General features: G+C 64.3%; 18 protein-coding genes. 6 read left to right on the top strand and 12 right to left on the bottom strand.

What is annotated here, in order from left to right:
• Positions 1-32: 32 nt before the first annotated feature.
• Positions 33-1,220 carry a glycine C-acetyltransferase gene (locus EN786_RS22800; protein ID WP_127310565.1) on the bottom strand — a complete coding sequence of 396 codons (1,188 nt, stop codon included), beginning with the start codon at positions 1,218-1,220 and terminating at the stop codon, positions 33-35.
• A gap of 95 nt (positions 1,221-1,315) precedes the next feature.
• On the opposite strand from EN786_RS22800, the gene EN786_RS22795 reads away from it, so the two are divergent.
• A complete protein-coding gene (locus EN786_RS22795; RefSeq protein ID WP_127287251.1) occupies positions 1,316-1,519 on the top strand; it encodes a hypothetical protein in 204 nt (67 codons plus the stop codon).
• A gap of 1 nt (position 1,520) precedes the next feature.
• Entirely contained in the window at positions 1,521-3,590 is a 2,070-nt protein-coding gene (locus EN786_RS22790; protein ID WP_127310566.1) for an EAL domain-containing protein, read from the top strand.
• 230 nt (positions 3,591-3,820) lie between these two features.
• Here the strand turns inward: EN786_RS22790 and EN786_RS22780 are convergent, their stop codons facing one another.
• The 3 genes from EN786_RS22780 to EN786_RS22770 all read right to left on the bottom strand — a co-directional run bounded on the left by EN786_RS22780 (position 3,821) and on the right by EN786_RS22770 (position 5,020).
• Complete coding sequence (locus EN786_RS22780; RefSeq protein WP_127287109.1) at positions 3,821-4,264, bottom strand: type II toxin-antitoxin system VapC family toxin; 444 nt, start codon at positions 4,262-4,264, stop codon at positions 3,821-3,823.
• Positions 4,265-4,281: 17 nt separating this feature from the next.
• Positions 4,282-4,524, bottom strand: a complete 243-nt coding sequence (locus EN786_RS22775) for a type II toxin-antitoxin system Phd/YefM family antitoxin (RefSeq protein ID WP_127287110.1) — start codon at positions 4,522-4,524, stop codon at positions 4,282-4,284.
• Between the two features lie 67 nt (positions 4,525-4,591).
• Positions 4,592-5,020: a MarR family winged helix-turn-helix transcriptional regulator gene (locus EN786_RS22770; RefSeq protein WP_127287111.1), complete on the bottom strand. Its 429-nt coding sequence runs from the start codon at positions 5,018-5,020 to the stop codon at positions 4,592-4,594.
• Between the two features lie 112 nt (positions 5,021-5,132).
• Here EN786_RS22770 and EN786_RS22765 point away from each other — a divergent pair, with 112 nt between their 5' ends.
• A complete protein-coding gene (locus EN786_RS22765; protein ID WP_127287112.1) occupies positions 5,133-5,540 on the top strand; it encodes a hypothetical protein in 408 nt (135 codons plus the stop codon).
• Between the two features lie 227 nt (positions 5,541-5,767).
• Here EN786_RS22765 and EN786_RS22760 read toward each other — a convergent pair whose 3' ends face one another.
• Together EN786_RS22760 and EN786_RS22755 are read right to left on the bottom strand one after the other, a co-directional pair.
• Positions 5,768-6,505 carry a DUF6817 domain-containing protein gene (locus EN786_RS22760; protein ID WP_127287113.1) on the bottom strand — a complete coding sequence of 246 codons (738 nt, stop codon included), beginning with the start codon at positions 6,503-6,505 and terminating at the stop codon, positions 5,768-5,770.
• 113 nt (positions 6,506-6,618) lie between these two features.
• Positions 6,619-8,664: an NADH:flavin oxidoreductase gene (locus EN786_RS22755; RefSeq protein ID WP_127310567.1), complete on the bottom strand. Its 2,046-nt coding sequence runs from the start codon at positions 8,662-8,664 to the stop codon at positions 6,619-6,621.
• A 140-nt stretch (positions 8,665-8,804) separates the two neighbouring features.
• On the opposite strand from EN786_RS22755, the gene queF reads away from it, so the two are divergent.
• Complete coding sequence (gene queF, locus EN786_RS22750) at positions 8,805-9,266, top strand: preQ(1) synthase (RefSeq protein WP_127286854.1); 462 nt, start codon at positions 8,805-8,807, stop codon at positions 9,264-9,266.
• Between the two features lie 20 nt (positions 9,267-9,286).
• Here the strand turns inward: queF and EN786_RS22745 are convergent, their stop codons facing one another.
• The 6 genes from EN786_RS22745 to EN786_RS22720 all read right to left on the bottom strand — a co-directional run bounded on the left by EN786_RS22745 (position 9,287) and on the right by EN786_RS22720 (position 15,746).
• Positions 9,287-9,862 carry a hypothetical protein gene (locus EN786_RS22745; RefSeq protein WP_135908883.1) on the bottom strand — a complete coding sequence of 192 codons (576 nt, stop codon included), beginning with the start codon at positions 9,860-9,862 and terminating at the stop codon, positions 9,287-9,289.
• Positions 9,863-9,866: 4 nt separating this feature from the next.
• The gene (locus tag EN786_RS22740; RefSeq protein ID WP_127311019.1) at positions 9,867-10,346 is read right to left on the bottom strand and encodes a DUF3828 domain-containing protein; all 480 of its coding nucleotides are present in this window, start codon (positions 10,344-10,346) and stop codon (positions 9,867-9,869) included.
• Between the two features lie 171 nt (positions 10,347-10,517).
• Positions 10,518-11,627 (bottom strand): mandelate racemase/muconate lactonizing enzyme family protein, encoded by a 1,110-nt coding sequence (locus tag EN786_RS22735; protein ID WP_127311020.1) that lies wholly within the window; start codon positions 11,625-11,627, stop codon positions 10,518-10,520.
• Positions 11,628-11,717: 90 nt separating this feature from the next.
• Entirely contained in the window at positions 11,718-12,410 is a 693-nt protein-coding gene (locus EN786_RS22730) for a B12-binding domain-containing protein (protein ID WP_127311021.1), read from the bottom strand.
• A 94-nt stretch (positions 12,411-12,504) separates the two neighbouring features.
• Positions 12,505-14,154 carry an ABC transporter substrate-binding protein gene (locus EN786_RS22725; RefSeq protein ID WP_127286964.1) on the bottom strand — a complete coding sequence of 550 codons (1,650 nt, stop codon included), beginning with the start codon at positions 14,152-14,154 and terminating at the stop codon, positions 12,505-12,507.
• Between the two features lie 41 nt (positions 14,155-14,195).
• A complete protein-coding gene (locus EN786_RS22720) occupies positions 14,196-15,746 on the bottom strand; it encodes a trimethylamine methyltransferase family protein (protein ID WP_127286963.1) in 1,551 nt (516 codons plus the stop codon).
• A 91-nt stretch (positions 15,747-15,837) separates the two neighbouring features.
• Here EN786_RS22720 and EN786_RS22715 point away from each other — a divergent pair, with 91 nt between their 5' ends.
• Positions 15,838-16,740 (top strand): LysR substrate-binding domain-containing protein, encoded by a 903-nt coding sequence (locus tag EN786_RS22715; RefSeq protein ID WP_127286962.1) that lies wholly within the window; start codon positions 15,838-15,840, stop codon positions 16,738-16,740.
• 110 nt (positions 16,741-16,850) lie between these two features.
• The gene (mutL, locus tag EN786_RS22710; protein ID WP_127287100.1) at positions 16,851-18,719 is read left to right on the top strand and encodes a DNA mismatch repair endonuclease MutL; all 1,869 of its coding nucleotides are present in this window, start codon (positions 16,851-16,853) and stop codon (positions 18,717-18,719) included.
• The last annotated feature ends 105 nt before the right edge of the window (positions 18,720-18,824 follow it).

The following is an 18,824-nucleotide window of genomic DNA, read 5'->3' as shown; positions in this document are numbered from 1 at the left end:
TGATTCTTTTGATCCGGAATCGTTTTCGGCGCTCAGGAAATCACGCCGAGCTCGCGTCCCACGGCGCCAAATGCCTCAACTGCCCTGTCGATATCGGCGCTGGAATGCGCCGCCGACATCTGGGTGCGGATACGGGCTTGGCCCTTCGGCACCACCGGGAAGGAAAAGCCGATGACATAGATGCCGCGCTTCAGCATGCGTGCCGCCATCTCCTGTGCCAGAGCCGCATCGCCCAGCATCACCGGGATGATCGGATGATCTGCACCAGCCAGCGTGAAGCCAAGCTTGCCCATCTGAGACCGGAAGCGTTGCGCATTGGCATAGAGGCGCTCGCGAAAGGCGCCGCCATTGCGGATCATGTCGAACACCTTGATCGAGGCGCCGGCGATCGCCGGCATCAGCGTGTTGGAGAACAGGTAGGGCCGCGAGCGCTGGCGCAGCCAGTCGACCACCTGGGCTTTGCCTGAGGTGTAGCCGCCGGACGCGCCGCCCAGCGCCTTGCCGAGCGTGCCGGTGATGATATCCACCCTGCCCTCGACGCCACAATGCTCGGCCGAGCCGCGGCCGTTCTTGCCGACGAAGCCGACGGCGTGGCTGTCGTCGACCATGACCATGGCGTCGTATTTCTCGGCGAGATCGCAGACGCCTTTGAGGTTGGCAATGATGCCGTCCATAGAAAACACGCCGTCGGTGGCGATCAGCCGGAAGCGGCAATCCTTCGCCTCCTTCAGCCGCGCTTCGAGATCTGCCATGTCGTTGTTGGCGTAGCGAAAGCGCTTGGCCTTGGACAATCTGACACCGTCGATGATCGAGGCATGGTTCAGCGCGTCGGAGATGATGGCGTCCTCCTCGCCGAGCAGCGTCTCGAACAGGCCGCCATTGGCGTCGAAGCAGGAGCCGTAGAGGATGGTGTCGTCCATGCCGAGGAAGGACGAGATCGTCGCCTCCAGCTGCTTGTGCTCCTCCTGCGTGCCGCAGATGAAGCGCACCGAGGCCATGCCGTAGCCATAGCGGTCGAGCGCCGCTTTGGCCGCCTCGCGCAGTTCGGCGCTGTCGGCGAGGCCGAGATAGTTGTTGGCGCAGAAATTCAGCACCTTGTCGCCGCCAACCTCGATCTCAGCCGACTGCGTCGAGGCGATCACCCGCTCGGATTTGTAGAGGCCGGCCGATTTCAGCCCGGCAAGTTCGTTGTCGATGTGGGAAAGGAATGCTGTGCTCATGATCCAGCCCTGTTCGGTTCGAGCCGGACTGTCGCCCCGCACGACCGAAAAATCCACCGCAAAAGCGACGGCTTCGGTGGCGCGGCGAAAGCCGCATGGCTCTCAATTTCAGCGGTGCGAGCGACGATGCGTTCAAATGCATCGACGCGGTGAAAGAACATGATAACCATCTCCGCAGCTTTCCCTCTCTGCCCGCGCAACCGGCCGGGCCGCTTGCCTGCCTGTTAACCCTTTCAAGTCAATGGTGTTCGCAGAACGAAACCAAGGCGGGATTCCGTCGGCGGGAGGGGTCGCCCTGAAATGTCGCAGCAGCCGGTGCAGAGCGTTTCGCGCAAGCTGATCTTGCTGATCAAGAGCGGCTACTGGCTGGCGCTGCTGATCATCGCCGCCATGGTGATGGGCTCGTTCGTGCTCTTGCAGCAGATGATGGCGGCGCAGCAGAACAACGACACGCTGATCAACATCGTCAGCATGCAGAAGGCGCTGTCGCAGCGCATCGTCTTCCTGGCCGGCGCGACCGGCGCCGCCTCGCGCGACAAGCAGCCGGCCCTCGTTGCCGCGCTCAAGCAGGCGACCGTCGAATTCGAAACCAATTACGACCTGCTCCTGGACAAGACGGGAGCCGATCCGATGTCGCCGGCGCGCTTCGATCCGAAGTCGATCGAGAACGTGCTGTTCGCCAAGCCGTTCCATCTCGACTACTTCTCGGTCGGCCTGATCGCCAATGGCAAACGCCTTATCTCTTCATTCGAGACCAAGCTGACGACGGGCGTCGACGGCTACAAGGGCGGCGCCGACCGGGTCGATCTCGACGCTTCCGTGGCCAATGCGACGCTGTCGGGCTATGCCGCGCTCGGCCAGCGCATCAGTGCCTTCGCCGACGAGCGCTCGGGAAAGCTGCTCGATCTCCACCGCACCCTGTTCTTCGCCACCATCGGCGTCATCGTGCTGGTGGCGCTGTTCATCTTCAGGCCGATGTCGAAGGCCATCCTGCGCAAGACGCATGAGCTGGTCGACGCGCGCAACTCGATGGCCTTCATCGCCGTGCATGACGGGCTGACCGGACTGCACAACCGCACCTTCCTGACCGATCATTTCGACACACTGATCAAGGGCGCGCATCGCCGGCGCGAGCGGCTGGCGGTGATCCAGCTCGACCTCGACCGGTTCAAGCAGATCAACGACACGCTAGGCCACGCGGCCGGCGACTACGTGCTGGTCGTAACCGCGCAGCGCATGCGCGACTCCTGCCGCGCCTCGGATCTGTGCGCCCGGCTCGGCGGCGACGAATTCGTGATGATCCTCAACGGCGCCGGCGGCACCGAGGACATCAACATGCTGGCCAGGCGCATCCTGGAGCAGATCAACGAGCCGATCACCTTCCAGGGCACGACCATCCTGCCTGGCGCCAGCGCCGGCATCGCGGTCTATCCGGTCGACGCCGACAATGCGGAGGACCTGCTTGTCCACGCCGACCTTGCGCTCTACTCGGCCAAGAAGCTCGGCGGCGGCAATTTCTCGTTCTTCTCCGAGGAGCTGCGGCGCGAGCTCGACTACCGCAAGCAGCTCGAGCACGACATCCGCGCGGCCATCGCCGACAAGACGTTCGAGGTCTATTTCCAGCCGCAGGTGTCGCTGACCAGCGGCAAGATCAGCGGCATCGAGGCGCTGGTGCGCTGGAAGCATGCCTCTCGCGGCATGATCTCGCCGGGCGAATTCATCCCGGTCGCCGAGAAATGCGGCTTCATGCCGGAGATCGGCCGGATCGTCATCACCAAGGCGATCAACGAGGCGGCGGAGTGGGACCGGGCCGGCATCGATTTCGGGCGGCTCGCCGTCAATGTCTCCGGCACCGAGCTGCGCGAGCCGGACTTCGACAAATTCCTGTTCGGAACGCTGGAAAAGGCCGGGCTGGCGCCGCAGAAACTGTCGCTGGAAATCGTCGAGTCCGTCATTCTCGACGACGAGAAGACCGGCATCGCGGCCAAGCTCAGGCACATCCGCGCCGCCGGCGTGCATCTCGAACTCGACGATTTCGGCACCGGCTATGCCTCGCTCAGCCATGTCAACCCCAACGAGATCGACCGGCTGAAGATTGACCGCCGCTTCGTCCAGAACATCAACGAGAACGGCGACAACTCCAAGATCGTGCGCGCCATCACCGAGCTTGCGCGCGGGCTGGGCATCTCGATCGTGGCGGAAGGTGCGGAGACCGAAGCCGAGCTCGATTCACTGATGGCGATCGGCTGCGACCAGGTGCAGGGCTATTCGATCGCCTTCCCGATGCCGCAGGACAAGGCGCGCGACTGGCTGCTGGCGCGCAGCCCGAAGAAGGCGAAGCTCAAGGTGCTGCAGGGCAGCCTGGCTTAGCTCGATCGTCGACAAACTTCACAAGGCCGGTCCGGCCATGGCGGCCTGCGGAGATCGCAAACGGATCTCGCGGATGCCGCCTCGTCTCGTTCTGTTGTTCCTGCTGCTCATCCCGTGGCCGGCACTGGCAGCGGACCGCACCATCTATCTCACCTTCGACGACGGCCACTGAACGGCACCAGCAACATTCAGGCCGAGCAGGTTCCGGCCACGCTGTTCATGGTCGGCATTTACGTTGCCGGCAGAGGCGGCAAAGCCTTTAGCGGATTGAGCATCGGCACCCCGAGAGGGGCGAAATGACGCTCGTTGTCGGTCAATATCGTCAAGTCATGAACTTCCGCCGTCGCGGCGATCGCAATGTCCTCGAACCCTGGCTGATAGGCCCTGGCCCGATCCAAGATAGATCCCGCCGCATGCGCGGCACGCAGATCGAAGGGGAGTATTCTTTCGTTGTAGAGATATTCGACCGCCTGCCACCACTGGCGAAGCAGAGCCGTCCTTTTCTTAGCGCCTTCGCGCTCGGCCTTCGCTATTCCCGCGGTAATTTCGGATGCCGTAACCACAGACAGGAACAGGTAGTCGCTGGCCCGATCAAGCCAATCCGCCAAGGCCGCTTGCTCGACCGTTTTGGAAGGCGCCAGCGCCGAAATGATGTTGGTGTCCAGCAGGAACATCAAACGCAAAGCCCGCGTTAGAGGTCAACCGTGCGAGCTGGTTTTCGGGAGCGAGGCGGAATGTCAGCTTCTGCGCCGGGAAAAGCCGCCAGCAATCGCCCAAAGCTGGGCACCCGCGACAGCCGTTCATAGTCCTTGAATGACAGAATGACAGCCTGTTTGCGACCATGCCGCGTGATGACGGCAGGCTTTCCGGCGACCGCCTGATCGACCACCGCCGAGAGCGTCGCCTTGGCATCCTTCAATTGAATCTCTCGCATGGCCAAACTCCGCTTATGACTATTGTAGTCATATAGCACCTCTGACCGGCGGAAACAATCCGACTGGTCAGCCGCCGACATTCGCCCGCAGCGCCGCCAATACTTCCGCGAACTCTGCCAGCCGCTCGTCCGGCAATCCCACCCGCAGCCGCTTGTCGAAGGCGACGGCGGCCAATCGCAATTTCTCGAACATCGCTTCGCCGGCCTCGGTCAATGCCACCTGATGGACCCGGCGGTTTTGCGGATCGCGTCGCCGCGTCAGCAACCCCTGCGCCTCCATGGCGTTGAGATGATGCGTCAGCGTCGCGCCCTGGATGCCGATCATGCCGGCGAGTTCGCGCTGGTTGGCGAGTTCCTTCGACTTGACCGAGAGCAGCGTCAGCCACACCGGCAGCGTGCCGCCGGCCTCGACCAGGGCGGCGTCAAAGGCCTGCGCCACCGCCTTGGCGGTGCGGGCAAGGTTCATTCCGACGGGCGGGCGGTCAAAGGGTGTCATGATCCGACAGTAGAACAAGCCATGGGGCGTTGGAACGCGCCATTATACATTGACATCAAATCATTCGATATCTAATTATTCGGTTGGCGGGCGGAAAGGAAGGAATGCGGTCATGCAATATGTCTACATCATCGTCATCGGCCTTCACGTCATGGCTGGCGTGTTCTGGGCCGGCACGACAATCACGCTCGCCCGCGATCCCGAGATCAAGGCTGAGCGCTTCATCCGGCCGCAACTCGGCGCATCTGGCATGGTGTTTCTGACCGGCGCGCTGCTTTGGTATTTCTTCCACGAGGGCAGCTTCGGCTCGATGGAGATCGTGCTGGCAATCGGCATCGTGGCGGCCATCGCGGCCGCCGGCGTCCTCGGCGCCATGGTGCGCCGGCCGAGCAGCCAGTTGGCCGGTGCCGATGCAGCCACCGTACCTATGCTGCGCGCAAAGATGGCCGTCGGCGAACGCATCGCCGCCTGGCTGCTGGTGCTCACCGTGCTGTGCATGGCAACCGCAAGGATGTTCTAGCCCGCAAAGAACCGCTCGGCGCCGGCGCCAAGCCGGTGTCGGGCGCGGCGCGCACCGGACCGGAGCGGCAGGTGGCTCTCCTTGCGAAGGTCCGGTGCGCGTGCCTCGCTAGAGCGGTTCATCGTTTCACGGAAACGCAGAACCGCTCTTTCCCTTTGTTTTGGCGCAACTCCGGACGGAAACCGCTACGCACTTTTCCTGGAATTGCGCTGGCGGCGGCACGGCCGTCAAAGCACCTCCACCCGGGCTCCGCGCAGCTTGTCGCGGCGCAATTTGAGGTAGTTGCGCACATTCGGCGCAATGCGAAAACCTTCCAGTCTGCTATCCTCGAGCGCAGCCGCCCACCCCAGCGCCGCATAGCGGCTGCCATAGGCTTCGATCGTGGCTGCAAGGCTCTCGCGGCCGATGCGCCGGGCCAGAATGGCGCAGGCAGCCACCCGCGATTCAATCGACCGGCCATATTTGGGCGCGAATGCCAGCCCGCCATCCGCCATATCGTCGACATCATGCGCAAGGACGAGGAAAAGGATGTCCTCGTCGCCGGCCGGCACGCCTTGCGCCACAAGGCGCTCGGGATCCCCGGTGTCGAACTTCATCGCGCCGACCCTGGCGACAAGACCTTCCACCCGGGGTCCGAGCTTCTGCTCCAGCCACTTGCGGTGGGTCTCGCTGCGCCGGCTGGATTTGCCGTCCGGATATTGGGCGCTGTCATAGGCGGCGTGGAACATCGCGGCGACGACAAGATCGAGATCCTTGTCGAAATGCGCGACCGATGACGCGGCGCCGACGGCATGGCAAATAAAGGGTCGCCCGGTCTTGCGGTAGCGGCCATTGAACATGGCGCAGGCCACGCCGTAGGCCCTCTGGACGCGCAGGATATCTTCCACCGGGTGCCCGGCGTCGTGCAGCTGGATGTAAAGCGCCGTATTGGTCTGGCGCGGAACGAACAGGTCTTGTGCGGTCAAGCAAGCCCCCGGCTGTGCGGACCCTTCAGCACAGCCTGTGCCAGCCCCGGATCGGCGACAGAAAATTGCAAATATGACAGCCCAAGTCCAGTCCGGCCATCAGCCACCGCGGCCTAGATCCTCAAGCCGAATCGGATGCCGTCGTAGATGGCGGCATGGATGTTGCGCGAGGCGACCGCGTCGCCAATCCGGAACACGACGAAGCCGCCCTCCGGATTGCGCTTGGGGAAAATATCGCCGCCGCTCACCAGCCGCTCGTAGTCGACCGCGCCGCCATTGTTCGACAGCGGTTTCAGCGACAGATAGAGGTCGTCTAGCGGCGCGGTGCCATGCTCGACCACCACCTGGTCGACCCGCCGCTCGACGCGCCAGCCGTCGGCGAAGTCCGAGGCGAGCTCGGCGACGAGCTGGTTGCCCTCGCGCCGCACCGAACGCAGCCTGGTGTTGATGGTGATGGTGACACCCTTCTCCTGGAAAACGCGCATATAGGGCACATGGTTCAGGCCGCCCATTTCCGGCGCGAAGAAGCGCTCCGGCGAGACCAGCTCCAGCCTGGAGCCGCCATTGGCGATGAGTTCGGCAGCCCCCATGCCCTGATGGCCGCCATTGTCGTCATAGAGCAGCACGCTCTCGGCCGGTTTGACGGCACCCGCCATGATGTCCCAGCTCGAGGTGACGAGGTTATCGCCGGCCGTCAGCGGCGGATTCTGCGGTAAGCCGCCGGTGGCGACGATCACCACATCCGGCGACAGTGCCAGCACATCATCCTTCTCGGCCCAGGTGTCGTAGCGGATCTCGACGCCGAGACGGTCCAGCTCCGCCAGCCGCCAGTCGATGATGCCGATCAGTTCCTTGCGGCGCGGGTTCTGCGTCGCCAGCCGCACCTGGCCGCCAGCCTGGCTGGAGGCTTCGAGCACCGTCACCTGATGGCCGCGCTCCGCCGCGACGCGCGCCGCCTCCAGGCCGCCGGCGCCGGCGCCGACCACGACCACCTTGCGCCTGGGCCCGCCGCTCTTCGCGATGATGTGCGGTATCTCGGCCTCGCGGCCGGTCGCGGCGTTGTGGATACACAGCGCCTCGCCGCCCTCGTAGATGCGGTCGAGGCAATAGGTGGCGCCGACGCAAGGCCGGATCTCATGCTCTCGGCCCTCCATCACTTTGCGCATGATGTGCGGATCGGCGATATGGGCGCGGGTCATGCCGACCATGTCGAGTTTTCCCGTCGCAATCGCGTGGCGCGCGGTCGCTACGTCGGAAATGCGTGCCGCATGGAAGGTCGGGAACTTCGTCGCCGCCCTCACCTCGCCGGCGAAATCGAGATGCGGCGAGGAGCGCATTCCGGTCACCGGGATGACCTTGGTCAGTGCTGCATCGGTCTCGATCGAGCCGCGGATGATGTTGAGGAAATCGACCTTGCCCGAGGAGGCGAGCCGCCTGGCGATCTCGACGCCCTCCTCCTTCGACAGGCCCTTCTCAAAATCCTCGTCGGCGACCATGCGGATGCCAACGACGAACTTTTCGCCGACCGCGGCGCGCACGGCGTCGAGCACCAGGTTGGTGAAGCGCAGGCGGTTGTCGAGCGAGCCGCCATATTCGTCGTCACGATGGTTGGTGGCCGGCGACCAGAAGCCGTCCATCAGGTGGCCGTAGGATTCGAACTCGATGCCGTCGAGGCCGGCCGCCTGGCAGCGCTGCGCGGCGGACGCATAGTCGGCGACGATGCGCTCGATATCCCAGTCCTCGATGGTCTTCGGAAAGGCGCGATGCGCCGGCTCGCGCACCGGCGAAGCCGACAGCACCGGCAGCCAGTCGGCCTTGTTCCAGCCGGTGCGGCGGCCGAGATGGGTGATCTGGATCATCACCTTGCAGTCGTGCTCGTGGCAGGCATCCGCGAGTTCGGCGAGCCACGGCACGATGCGGTCGTCATAGACATGCAGATTGCCGAAGGCGGCCGGGCTGTCGCGCGAGACGATGGCCGACCCGGCGGTCATGGTCAGCGCCATGCCGCCCTTGGCCTTCTCGGCATGATAGAGCCGGTAGCGCTCTTTCGGCATTCCATCCTCGGAATAAGCCGGCTCGTGGCTCGTCGACATCACCCGGTTCTTCAGCGTCAGGTGCTTGAGCTGGTAGGGCTGGAGAAGCGGGTCGTTGCTGGTCATCGTCTTCCTGCTGGTTCAAGATTGTGGTTGAGCAGCGCGCGCCGCCCAGCGTCCATTTCTCGCATCGGATCGGTCCGAAAACCGCTGCGCGCCTTCCGGTCCGGTGCTAATGAGCGGCAAAACTCAAGGAACTCGGACCCATGATCGACACCAAAAACCTCACCCAGCTCGGCGCGCACGTCGAGACGCCACAGAGCCCTGAAACAGCGGTCCTGGAGACCGTGCCGTTTACGCGCGGTGACGGGCCGCCGGCGATCGTGCGCTTCACCTGCCCGGAATTCACCTCGCTCTGCCCGGTCACCGGCCAGCCGGATTTCGCCCATATCGTCATCGACTATGCGCCCGATGCTCTGCTGGTGGAATCGAAGTCGCTGAAGCTGTTCATGACCTCGTTCCGCAACCACGGCGCTTTCCATGAAGACTGCACCGTGATGATCGGCCGCCGCATCGTTGAAGCGACCAAGCCGCTCTGGCTGCGCATCGGCGGCTACTGGTTCCCGCGCGGCGGCATCCCGATCGACGTGTTCTGGCAGACCGGCGCGCCGCCGGAAGGCGCCTGGCTGCCCGACACCGGCGTGGCACCCTATCGCGGGCGCGGCTGAGCGGGATGGCGTGATCGCGCTCATTCGCACTGGTACTGGCTGAGCGCCCATTCGCCGGTGACCGACAGAAGGTCGGAGATCTTCCAGTCGCCGCCGACCTTCTTCAGCTTCCATTCCAGCCGGTGCGCGTTGTTTGCGACGACGAAGGCGACGACCACCTTGGCCTCGTCGCCCCTGACCGCCTCGATCGTCTTCAGGCTGCCTTCGATCGCCGCCTTGTCGTAGTCGGCATTGTCGAGCGCCATGTTGGGATCGAGGCATTCGCCCTGCCCTGAGTTGCGCAGCGCATCGCTCTTGTCGAGCACCGTTTTCGCTGGGTCGATGAAGTTCTTGCGCTCAGCCGGATCGAGCTCAAGCCCGAGATGCTCGTAGAACGGCTTCACCAGCGCCGTCGGCGAATCCGGCAGCACCGGTGCTGCAGGTGCACTTTCCGCTGGCGGCGATGCGGCCGGCGGGGTTGCCGTGTCGTCGGAAGGCGCGTTGTCGGCCGGGGCATTTGCCGGTGGCGCGCCGAACAGGCCCTGGGCGCAGGCGCCGCTCACACCCGCCGCCAGCATCGAAATGGTCGCAAACGCCAGGACAATGCCACGCACCATGGCATTACTCCGGCGCCTTGTCGGGCATGCATTCCAGCGCGCTCAGCGTCCAGCCGCTGGTCTTGGAGGCGATGTCGGCAATCTTCCATTTGCCGTCGACCTTCTTCAGCGACCAGACCATTTCGCGTTTGGAATCATCGCCTTCCGGGAACAGGCTGAAAGTCGCCGTGACCTCGGCGCTATCGCCGTTGACGGCTTCGGCAAGCTTCAGCGTTTTCGCCAGGGTTTTCTGATCGAAGTCCTGCGCGTCGAGGCCCGGATCGAAGTCGAGGCAGGCGACCTCGTCCGGATTGTTCTTGGCGGCCTGATCGTTGAGGGCAAACAGCTTGGTCACCGGCTCGGTGAAACGGTCGCGATATTGCTCGTCGCCCTCGAACCTGACCTCGGGAACATAGAAGAACTTCACGGCGTTGGAGGCCGGGCCCGCCAGAGCGGCGGCGGGCAAGGCAACGGAAAGGACGGCGGCCAGCACTATCGGTCTCATCGAGGATCTCCGGGCATCGGCAAAAATGGCAAGACGCCCCTTGCATATCGGCTTTTTTGCGGCTCATGAAGTCCCGGAGCGCCGCCCTCGGGCGGCCCGCCGGATGTCGCGGAGGGTCGCAATCGCCGACGATGCTGGCCATATGCAATCGCCGCGACCGTCACTGTATTCTCAGCCTCCGAACGTCGCGACAGGCGCTTTGAGTTGGGAGCGCTCAGGCTTGACGCCGAGCCCTGGCATCTGGGGGACACGTATATGCCCGTTTTCGATAATGATCGGGTTTGCGGGGTCCATGTGCCCTTCGATGTATTCCTGCGCGATCCAGGCCCCCTCAAAACGCCTCGGCTCGACGGTAGCGGCGAGGTGCACGCATGCCGCGGCGATGATGTCCCCACCCCAGGCATCATCGCAGCTGTGCGGCAGCGATCGTATCGCGCACAGGTCGCGGACCGTGACCATCTTGGTGAGGCCGCCAAGGCGGGTGACCTTCAATCCGAATCCGTCCGCGATGCCTGAAGAAATTGCCAGCAGGACGGCATTCAAATCCTCGGTATTCTCGTCGAGGTAGACCGGATGGGTCACGCGTCCCTTGAGGCTCGCGACTTCCTCCATTGTGTTGCAGGGCTGTTCGAACACGAACGGGATTGCCTGGCAGAGCCGGTCGATGTGCAGCGCCGCCGCGGTGGTGAGGCCACGATTGGCGTCGACCGCGATGCGGGCCTTGAAGCCCACCGCCTCCCATACCTTGTGCACGGTGGCGACGTCCTGTTCGATATCCCCTCCGCCTATCTTGATCTGAAGCCGTTTGTATCCGGCCTTGACCTTGTCCGCGGCAATACGCGCCGTCTCGTCGGGCGCACCGACGATAGTCGAGTAGTAGGAAGGCACACGATCGGTGAGCGCGCCGCCCAGGAGTGTTGAAACCGGCACGCCCAGCCGCTGGCCGGTGAGGTCGAGGAAGGCTATGTCCAAGGCCGCCTTGGCATAGTTGTGGCCGTTCAGCCGCTCGTCCATTCGCTTCGCAAGGCGGCGCATGGACGCGGTGTCCTCGCCGATGAGCCCGGGCGCCATTTCGGCAATTGCCGCTCGCGCACCCAGGGCGTGTTGGGGCTGGTAGACAGGGCCGACCGGGCACGTCTCACCCCAGCCTGACAGTCCATCCTCGGTGGTGACTTCAACCAGCGTGCTGTCCAGATCCCGCACGGTATCGCTGGCCATCCTGTAGGCACCGCCTTTGACAGGCAGGAGCACCTGATAGACCTTGATCGACGCGATGCGCATGCGGGCGTCAGCCCCCTTCGAGCCAAGCGATTTTGGCCACCCAGCCGACCTCACGCCTGACGTTCACAAACCCGGATCGCATCGCTGTGCTCAAGTCCGCACATTGTGCTTGCGCTTCATGAAGTCCTTGGCGGTCTCGACCGCCACCGCCGCGTCGCGGCAGTAGGCGTCGGCGCCGACCGCCTTGCCGAACTCCTCGTTGAGCGGCGCGCCGCCGACCAGCACGACATAGTCGTCGCGGATGCCCTTTTCCTTCATCGTGTCGATGACGACCTTCATGTAGGGCATGGTGGTGGTGAGCAGCGCCGACATGCCGATGATGTCGGGCTGGTGCTGCTCGATCGCCTCCAGATACTTCTCGACCGCATTGTTGATGCCGAGGTCGATGACGTCGAAGCCGGCGCCCTCCATCATCATGCCGACCAGATTCTTGCCGATGTCGTGGATGTCGCCCTTGACGGTGCCGATCACCATCTTGCCCTGCTTGGGCGCGCCGGTGGCGGCGAGCAGCGGGCGAAGGATGGCCATGCCGGCCTTCATGGCGTTGGCCGACAGCAGCACTTCCGGCACGAACAGGATGCCGTCGCGAAAATCCTCGCCGACGATGCGCATGCCTTCGACCAGCGCCTCGGTCAGCACCTTGTAGGGAACCCAGCCGCGCTCGAGAAGGATGTTGGTGCCTTCCTCGATCTCTTCCTTCAGCCCGTCATAAAGGTCGTCGTGCATCTGCTGCACGAGCTCGTCGTCGGAAAGCTCGGAAAGGATGATCTCGTCGTCGGACATTTTTTCTCGGCGCCAATTGCTCATGAGTGAATTACGGGCCGGCACCTCTTGTCAGAGGTGCCGGCGGCAGTTGCTTGCAAGTCTCGGGAGTTGTTCAGGCGTCCAGCCAGACGTTCTGGAAATCCATTTCGTAGGTCTGGTGCATCGAATAGTTCTTCACCTTCTTGCTCATGTGGCAGTAGAGCTTCTGCCAGAAGGGCTGGATGATGACGCCGGAATCCTGCAGAATCTGCTCGACGTCCTTCATCACTTCCTTGCGCTTGGCGGGATCGGCCAGCGAGAGCGCCTCCTTGAGCTTGGCGTCGAAATCCGGGTTCGCGAACGCCGTCTCATTCCAGGCCTCGCCAGAGCGATAGCCCAGCGCCAGCACCTGGACGCCGAGCGGACGCATGTACCAGATGGTCATCGAATAGGGATACTTCGTCCAGTCGTTCCAGAAGGTCGAGCCCGGCAGCACCGTACGCTTCACCTTGATGCCGGCATCGCGCAGCTGGCCGGCGATCGCATCGCCGGTGTTCTTCTGCCATTCGTCCTCGACGGTGATCAGCTCATGCTCGAAGTCGGCCTGCCCGGCATCCGCCATCAGCTTCTTGGCGGCGGCGGCATCGCGTGTCTTCTTGGGCAGCGGATAGTATTCGGGATGGATCGGGCTGACGTGGTGGTTCTCGCCAACGGTGCCGCGCCCGGCGTAGCCGAGCTGCATGACGGCATCGTTGTCGACCGCCATCTGCAGCGCATTGCGCACCCGCTGGTCGTCATAGGGCTTGTGGGTGATGTTGGTGCGGGCGACGAGGGTGGTCGCAGTCGCGACCTCCGATTTCACCAGATCCATCTTGTCGAGGGCATCGATGAAGTCGGCCGGCGTTTCGAAGTCGAGGTCGATCTCGCCGGAATCGAAGGCGTTCAGCGTGGCGTTGAAGTCGGTGCCGTAGTCGATGAACTCGACACTGTCGAGCGGCGTTTCGCCACCCCACCATTTGCCGCTCTCGCGACGCTTGACGACTGCCTTCTGGCCAACGTCGTAGGATACCAGCTCGAACGCTCCGGTGCCGATCGGCTTCTTGATTGGGTCGGCGCCATCCTTGTCGAAGTCGCGATGCACGACCAGCGCCGGATAGTCGGTGAAGCCCGGTATGATCGCGATATCGGCTTCGCTGAGCTTCAGCTTGACCGTATGGTCATCGACCTTGGTGATTGCGCCATCCCTTGCCTTGCCGGTCTTGGCGTCGACCAACGCGCCGACGCGGGCGGCCATGGAATTGCCGGACGCCCCCTTCTCGCACCAGCGATTCAGGTTGAAGACCACGTCATCGGCGTTGAAGGCATCGCCATTGTTCCAGGTGACGCCCTTGCGCAGGTGCAGCGTGTATTCGGTGGCGTCGTCGTTGATGTCCCAGCTCTCGAGCAGCACCGGCTCGAAGGTGAACTGGTGCGTGTAGCGGACGAGCGGCTCCAGCCAGCAACGGGTGACGTTCGCCATCTCGGTCCAGTCATAGGTGCGCGGATCCTTCTGCGCCTTGACCGACATCGAGACGTGCAGCGTGCCGCCTTTCTTGGGCTCGTCGGCCAGTGCTTTAGTCGGCACGGCAAGGCCGATCATGCCATAGGCGAACGCCGTCGACGCGCCGAAGGCGCTGGCCAGGGCCAGGAATTCACGCCTGTCCATGCGGCCCGCCCGCGTTTCTTCTGCCATTGCCTCGATAGCGCCCGGCACGCGGTCGCCATTGCTTCTGAAGAGTGCCATTTTTTCCTCCCTTATGGTTCGTCAGGTCTTCGCCTGTTTTACTAACTAACGCTGTCCGGCAGTTTTTCCTCACGCCGCGCGATCAAATCCTTAAGACCCTCGGCGATGCCCTCGTCGAGCTTCGGCTCCTCATAGTCGGCCAGCATGTTGCGCGCCTTCTCACGGCCGCGCGTGTCGTGGTCCTTCGCGCCTTCGGCGTTCCATTGCTCGTACGAATTGAAGTCCATGATCGAGGGCATGAAGAAGGCGGACTCGAAATGTTCGAGCGTGTGCTGGGTGCCGAGGAAATGGCCCTGCGGCCCCACCTCGCGGATCGCCGCCATCGCTTCCTTGAAATCGTCGAAGGGAAGGCCGCCGGCATATTTGTACCAGCCGACAAGCTGCTCGCAGTCGGTGGCGAATTTCGAATAGCCGCAGGTCAGCCCTGCCTCCAGCCATCCGGCCGAGTGCCAGATGTAGTTGGCGCCGGCAAGGATGGCGGCATGCATCAGCATGTTCGCCTCGTAGCCGGCTTGGGCGTCGTTCAATTTGGAGCCGACATGGAAGCCCGAGGTGCGCCACGGCAGTTTATATTTCCTGGCCAGCGCGCCCATCAGATACATCATCTGCGCCGCCTCCGGCGTGCCGCCCATCGGCGCTCCGGTCTTCATGTCGACCGTCACCATGAACTGGCCGTAGATCTGCGGCGACCCCGGACGCAGCAGCTGGGTGAAGGCGACGCCGGCCAGCGCTTCCGCATTGACCTGCGCCACCGCGCCGACGGCGGAGGCGGAGGTCGAGGCGCCGCACAGCGCGAAGGGCGCCAGGATCAGCGGCTGGTTGCTGCGCGCATAGACCTTCATCGCGTCCAGCATGGTGGCGTCCCACACCAGCGGCGAGTTGCAGTTGGTGATCGCCACCAGGACCGAATTGTCGCGGACATAGTCCTCGCCGAAGACGATGCCGGCCATCGCCATCGTGTCTTCGGCGCGTTCCTTCGACGTCACGATGCCCATGAACGGTTTGTCGGAGTGCTTCAGCGCCGAATGGATGATGTGCAGATGACGCTTCGGCACAGCGATTTCCATCGGTTCGCAGATGACCGAGCTCGACGAGTGCAGCGCCGGCGCCATGTAGGCGAGCTTGTGGAAATTGTTGAGGTCGGCGAGCGAGCCGTAGCGCCTGTTGTTGTCGAGGTCGCGGATATAGGGCGCGCCATACATCGGCACGAAGATGGAATTCTTGCCGCCGACGCGGACGGTGCGCTCGGGGTTGCGGGCATTGAGCGTGAATTCCGATGGAACCTTCGAGACCAGTTCCATCAAGAGCGCACGGTCGATACGCACGCGCGTTTCGGAGACATCGGCGCCGGCGGCCTTCCACAGGGCGATCGCCTCGTCGTCGCGGAACTCGCAGCCCACCTCTTCGAGGATCGAGAGCGATTCCTGGTGGATCAGTTCCACCGCCTCGTCGGGGACCATCTGATAAGCCGGGATCTGGCGCACCAGCGTCGGAAACGAGGCCACGGGAGCGCCCCGTATCGCCTTGCGCCCCAGGCGGCCGCCGCTTCTGCGGTTGGCATGTTCGGTCACTGCAACGGCCGGTGCATTCATGGTAATTCATCCTCCAACAGCCCGTCAACTTAACGAGGCGGAACATAGCTGTGACGCTGGAAAATCCTGATCTCTTGTATAAACTCCGCTTATGCGAAGTCTGCGCCACCTGCTGCCCTCCGCCGGCAGCCTGATCGTCTTCGAGGCGGCCGGCCGGCTGTCGAGCTTCACCGCCGCCGGTCGCGAGCTCGGCATGACGCAGGCGGCCGTGTCCTACGCCGTGCGCGGACTGGAGGAGCAGCTCGGCGCCAAGCTGTTCCAGCGCCGCCATCGCCAGGTTCTCCTGACCGAGGCCGGCGAGCGCTTCCACGCCGACGTCTCGCTCGGCCTTTCCCATATCCGCAAGTCGGCGGAGGACCTGCGCCTGCAGGCGACTGGCGGCCATGTGACGCTTGCCGCCTCGACCGCCTTCGGCTCATTCTGGATGATGCCGCGCCTGCAGCAGTTCCGCGACGAACTGCCGGGCGTCGATCTGCGCATCCAGACCGCCGATCGCGATCTCGACATCATCGCCGAGGGCATCCCGCTCGGCGTGCGCGGCGGCATGCCGCGCGACTGGCCGGACTATCATTCGATGTCGCTGTCCGACGAGGAGATCTTCCCGGTCGCAGGCCCCAGCTACCTCGCCAAATTCGGCAAGCCGAAAACGGTCGAGGAACTCGCCACGCACCGGCTCATCCATCTGGAGGAGCCCTACCGCGAGGCCCCGAACTGGGACGAATGGTTCGCGTCAGCCGGAACCAGCCTGCGCAACGCCGAGCGCGGCTTGCGCATCAATGATTATGCGCTGGTGATCCAGGCGGTGATGGAAGGGCAAGGCATCTCGCTCGGCTGGCGGCACCTGGTCGAGCGCCTCGTGGCATCGGGGCTTCTGGTGCCGGTGACGGATCATGTGCTGAGAACCGGCATCGGGTTCTACGTCATCTGGCCAAAGAACCGCGAACTCAGCGACAACGCGCGCAAGGTAAGGGACTGGCTGGTGACACAGGCGTGAGGTCGCCAGCTTCTGCGCGGCAGCGGAGCGCGAGGGGATCGTGACGGTAGCTGTTGCCAACTGTATTCCGCCCCTCCCCCAACGCTGTCGAATCCGCCTATAATCTCCGGATGCCCATCCGCCAGCTTTCCGAAACGATGATCAACCAGATCGCCGCCGGCGAGGTCATCGAGCGTCCGGCGAGCGTGGTGAAGGAACTGGTCGAGAACGCGCTCGATGCAGGTGCTACGCGCGTCGAGATCGTCACCGCGGGCGGCGGCCTGAACCTGATCCGCGTCACCGACGACGGCTCCGGCATCCCGGAGCGGGAACTGGCGCTGGCAATCGCACGCCACTGCACTTCCAAGCTTTCAGACGACATCCTCGACATCCGCTCACTCGGCTTCCGCGGCGAGGCGCTGCCCTCGATCGGCTCGGTGGCGCGGCTGTCGATCCGCTCGCGCACGGCCGCAGGCGACAGCGCGGCCGAGATCGGCATCGAGGGCGGCCGGGTCTCGGCGGTGAAGCCGGCGGCGGCCAACCGCGGCACCACGGTCGAGGTGCGCGACCTGTTCTTCGCCACGCCCGCACGGCTCAAATTCATGAAGGGCGAGCGGGCCGAAAGCTCGGCGACCAGCGACGTGGTGAAGCGCATCGCCATCGCCTTCCCCGGCGTGCGCTTCACGCTTGCCGGCACCGACCGCTCGACGCTGGAATTGCCGGCGACCGGCGACGATCCGGAGGGCCGGCTGCAACGCGTGGCGCAAGTGATGGGCGCCGAGTTCCCCGACAATGCCATCCCCATCGATGCCACGCGCGATGGCGTGCATCTTGCCGGCCACGTCTCCATTCCATCCTTCACGCGGGCGAACGCGCTGCAGCAATATGCCTATGTCAACGGAAGGCCGGTGCGCGACAAGCTGATCGCCGGCGCAATCCGCGGCGCCTTCGCCGACGTGCTGCCGCGCGACCGCCATGCGGTGACCGTGCTGTTCCTTTCGCTCGATCCGGCGACCGTCGACGTCAATGTCCATCCGGCCAAGGCCGATGTGCGTTTTCGCGATCCGGGCCTGGTGCGTGGGCTGATCGTCGGCGCCATCCGCGAGGCGCTGGCTGGCGCCGGCATCCGCGCCGCGACCACGGGCGCCGCCGGCATGATGGCGGCGTTCCGGCCGAGCGCCGCTCCCTTCGGCCATGGCGGGCCGGCCAATGGCCACCGCAGCTACGAGGCGGCCTACCGCGCGTCGGGTTTCGCCGGCTTCGAGCATTCGCCGCAGCGGCCGCTCGACATGGGATATGGCGACGCCCAGCAGCAAAGGGCCGGCTTCGGTGAACCCGACCAGGCGGCGTTCGATGCCGGGCCGCTTCACAGCGCCGACGCGCGCGCCAGCCAGGACGAGCCGGCCGTGACGTTGCTCGGCACGGCGCTGGGCGCGGCGCGGGCGCAGGTACACGAGAACTATATCGTCGCCCAGACCAGGGATTCGCTGGTCATCGTCGACCAGCACGCCGCGCATGAGCGGCTGGTCTACGAGGCCCTGAAGAACGCGCTGCACTCGCGTGCGGTGCCCTCGCAGATGCTTTTGCTGCCGGAGATCGTCGACTTGGCCGAAGAAGACGCCGAGCGGCTGGCCATGCATTCCGAGACGCTGGCCAGATTCGGCCTCGGCCTTGAGCGCTTCGGCCCGGGCGCGGTGGCGGTGCGCGAGACGCCGTCGATGCTCGGCGAAACCAATGTGCAGCAACTGGTGCGCGACCTCGCCGACGAGATCGCCGACAACGACACGGTCGAGACACTGAAGGAGCGGCTGCACCACATCGCGGCGACCATGGCCTGCCATGGCTCGGTGCGTTCGGGGCGGCTGCTGAAGCCCGAAGAGATGAACGCGCTGTTGCGCCAGATGGAGGCGACGCCCGGTTCCGGCACCTGCAACCACGGCCGCCCGACCTATATCGAGCTGAAGCTCGGCGACATCGAGCGGCTGTTCGGGCGGCGGTAGGATCGTACGACGCAGCCCCCGCCCCGCTGCTTCGCGGCGACCCTCCCCACAAGGAGGAGGTAAGCGCGGTGCCCTACCTCCCCCTTGCCGGGAGGTCGGATCGAA

The sequence above is a fragment of the Mesorhizobium sp. M4B.F.Ca.ET.143.01.1.1 genome, from assembly GCF_004792275.1.
Lineage (GTDB): Bacteria > Pseudomonadota > Alphaproteobacteria > Rhizobiales > Rhizobiaceae > Mesorhizobium > Mesorhizobium abyssinicae.
Note: the sequence above shows the minus strand (reverse complement) of the source record. Positions and strands in the feature narration are given on the sequence as shown.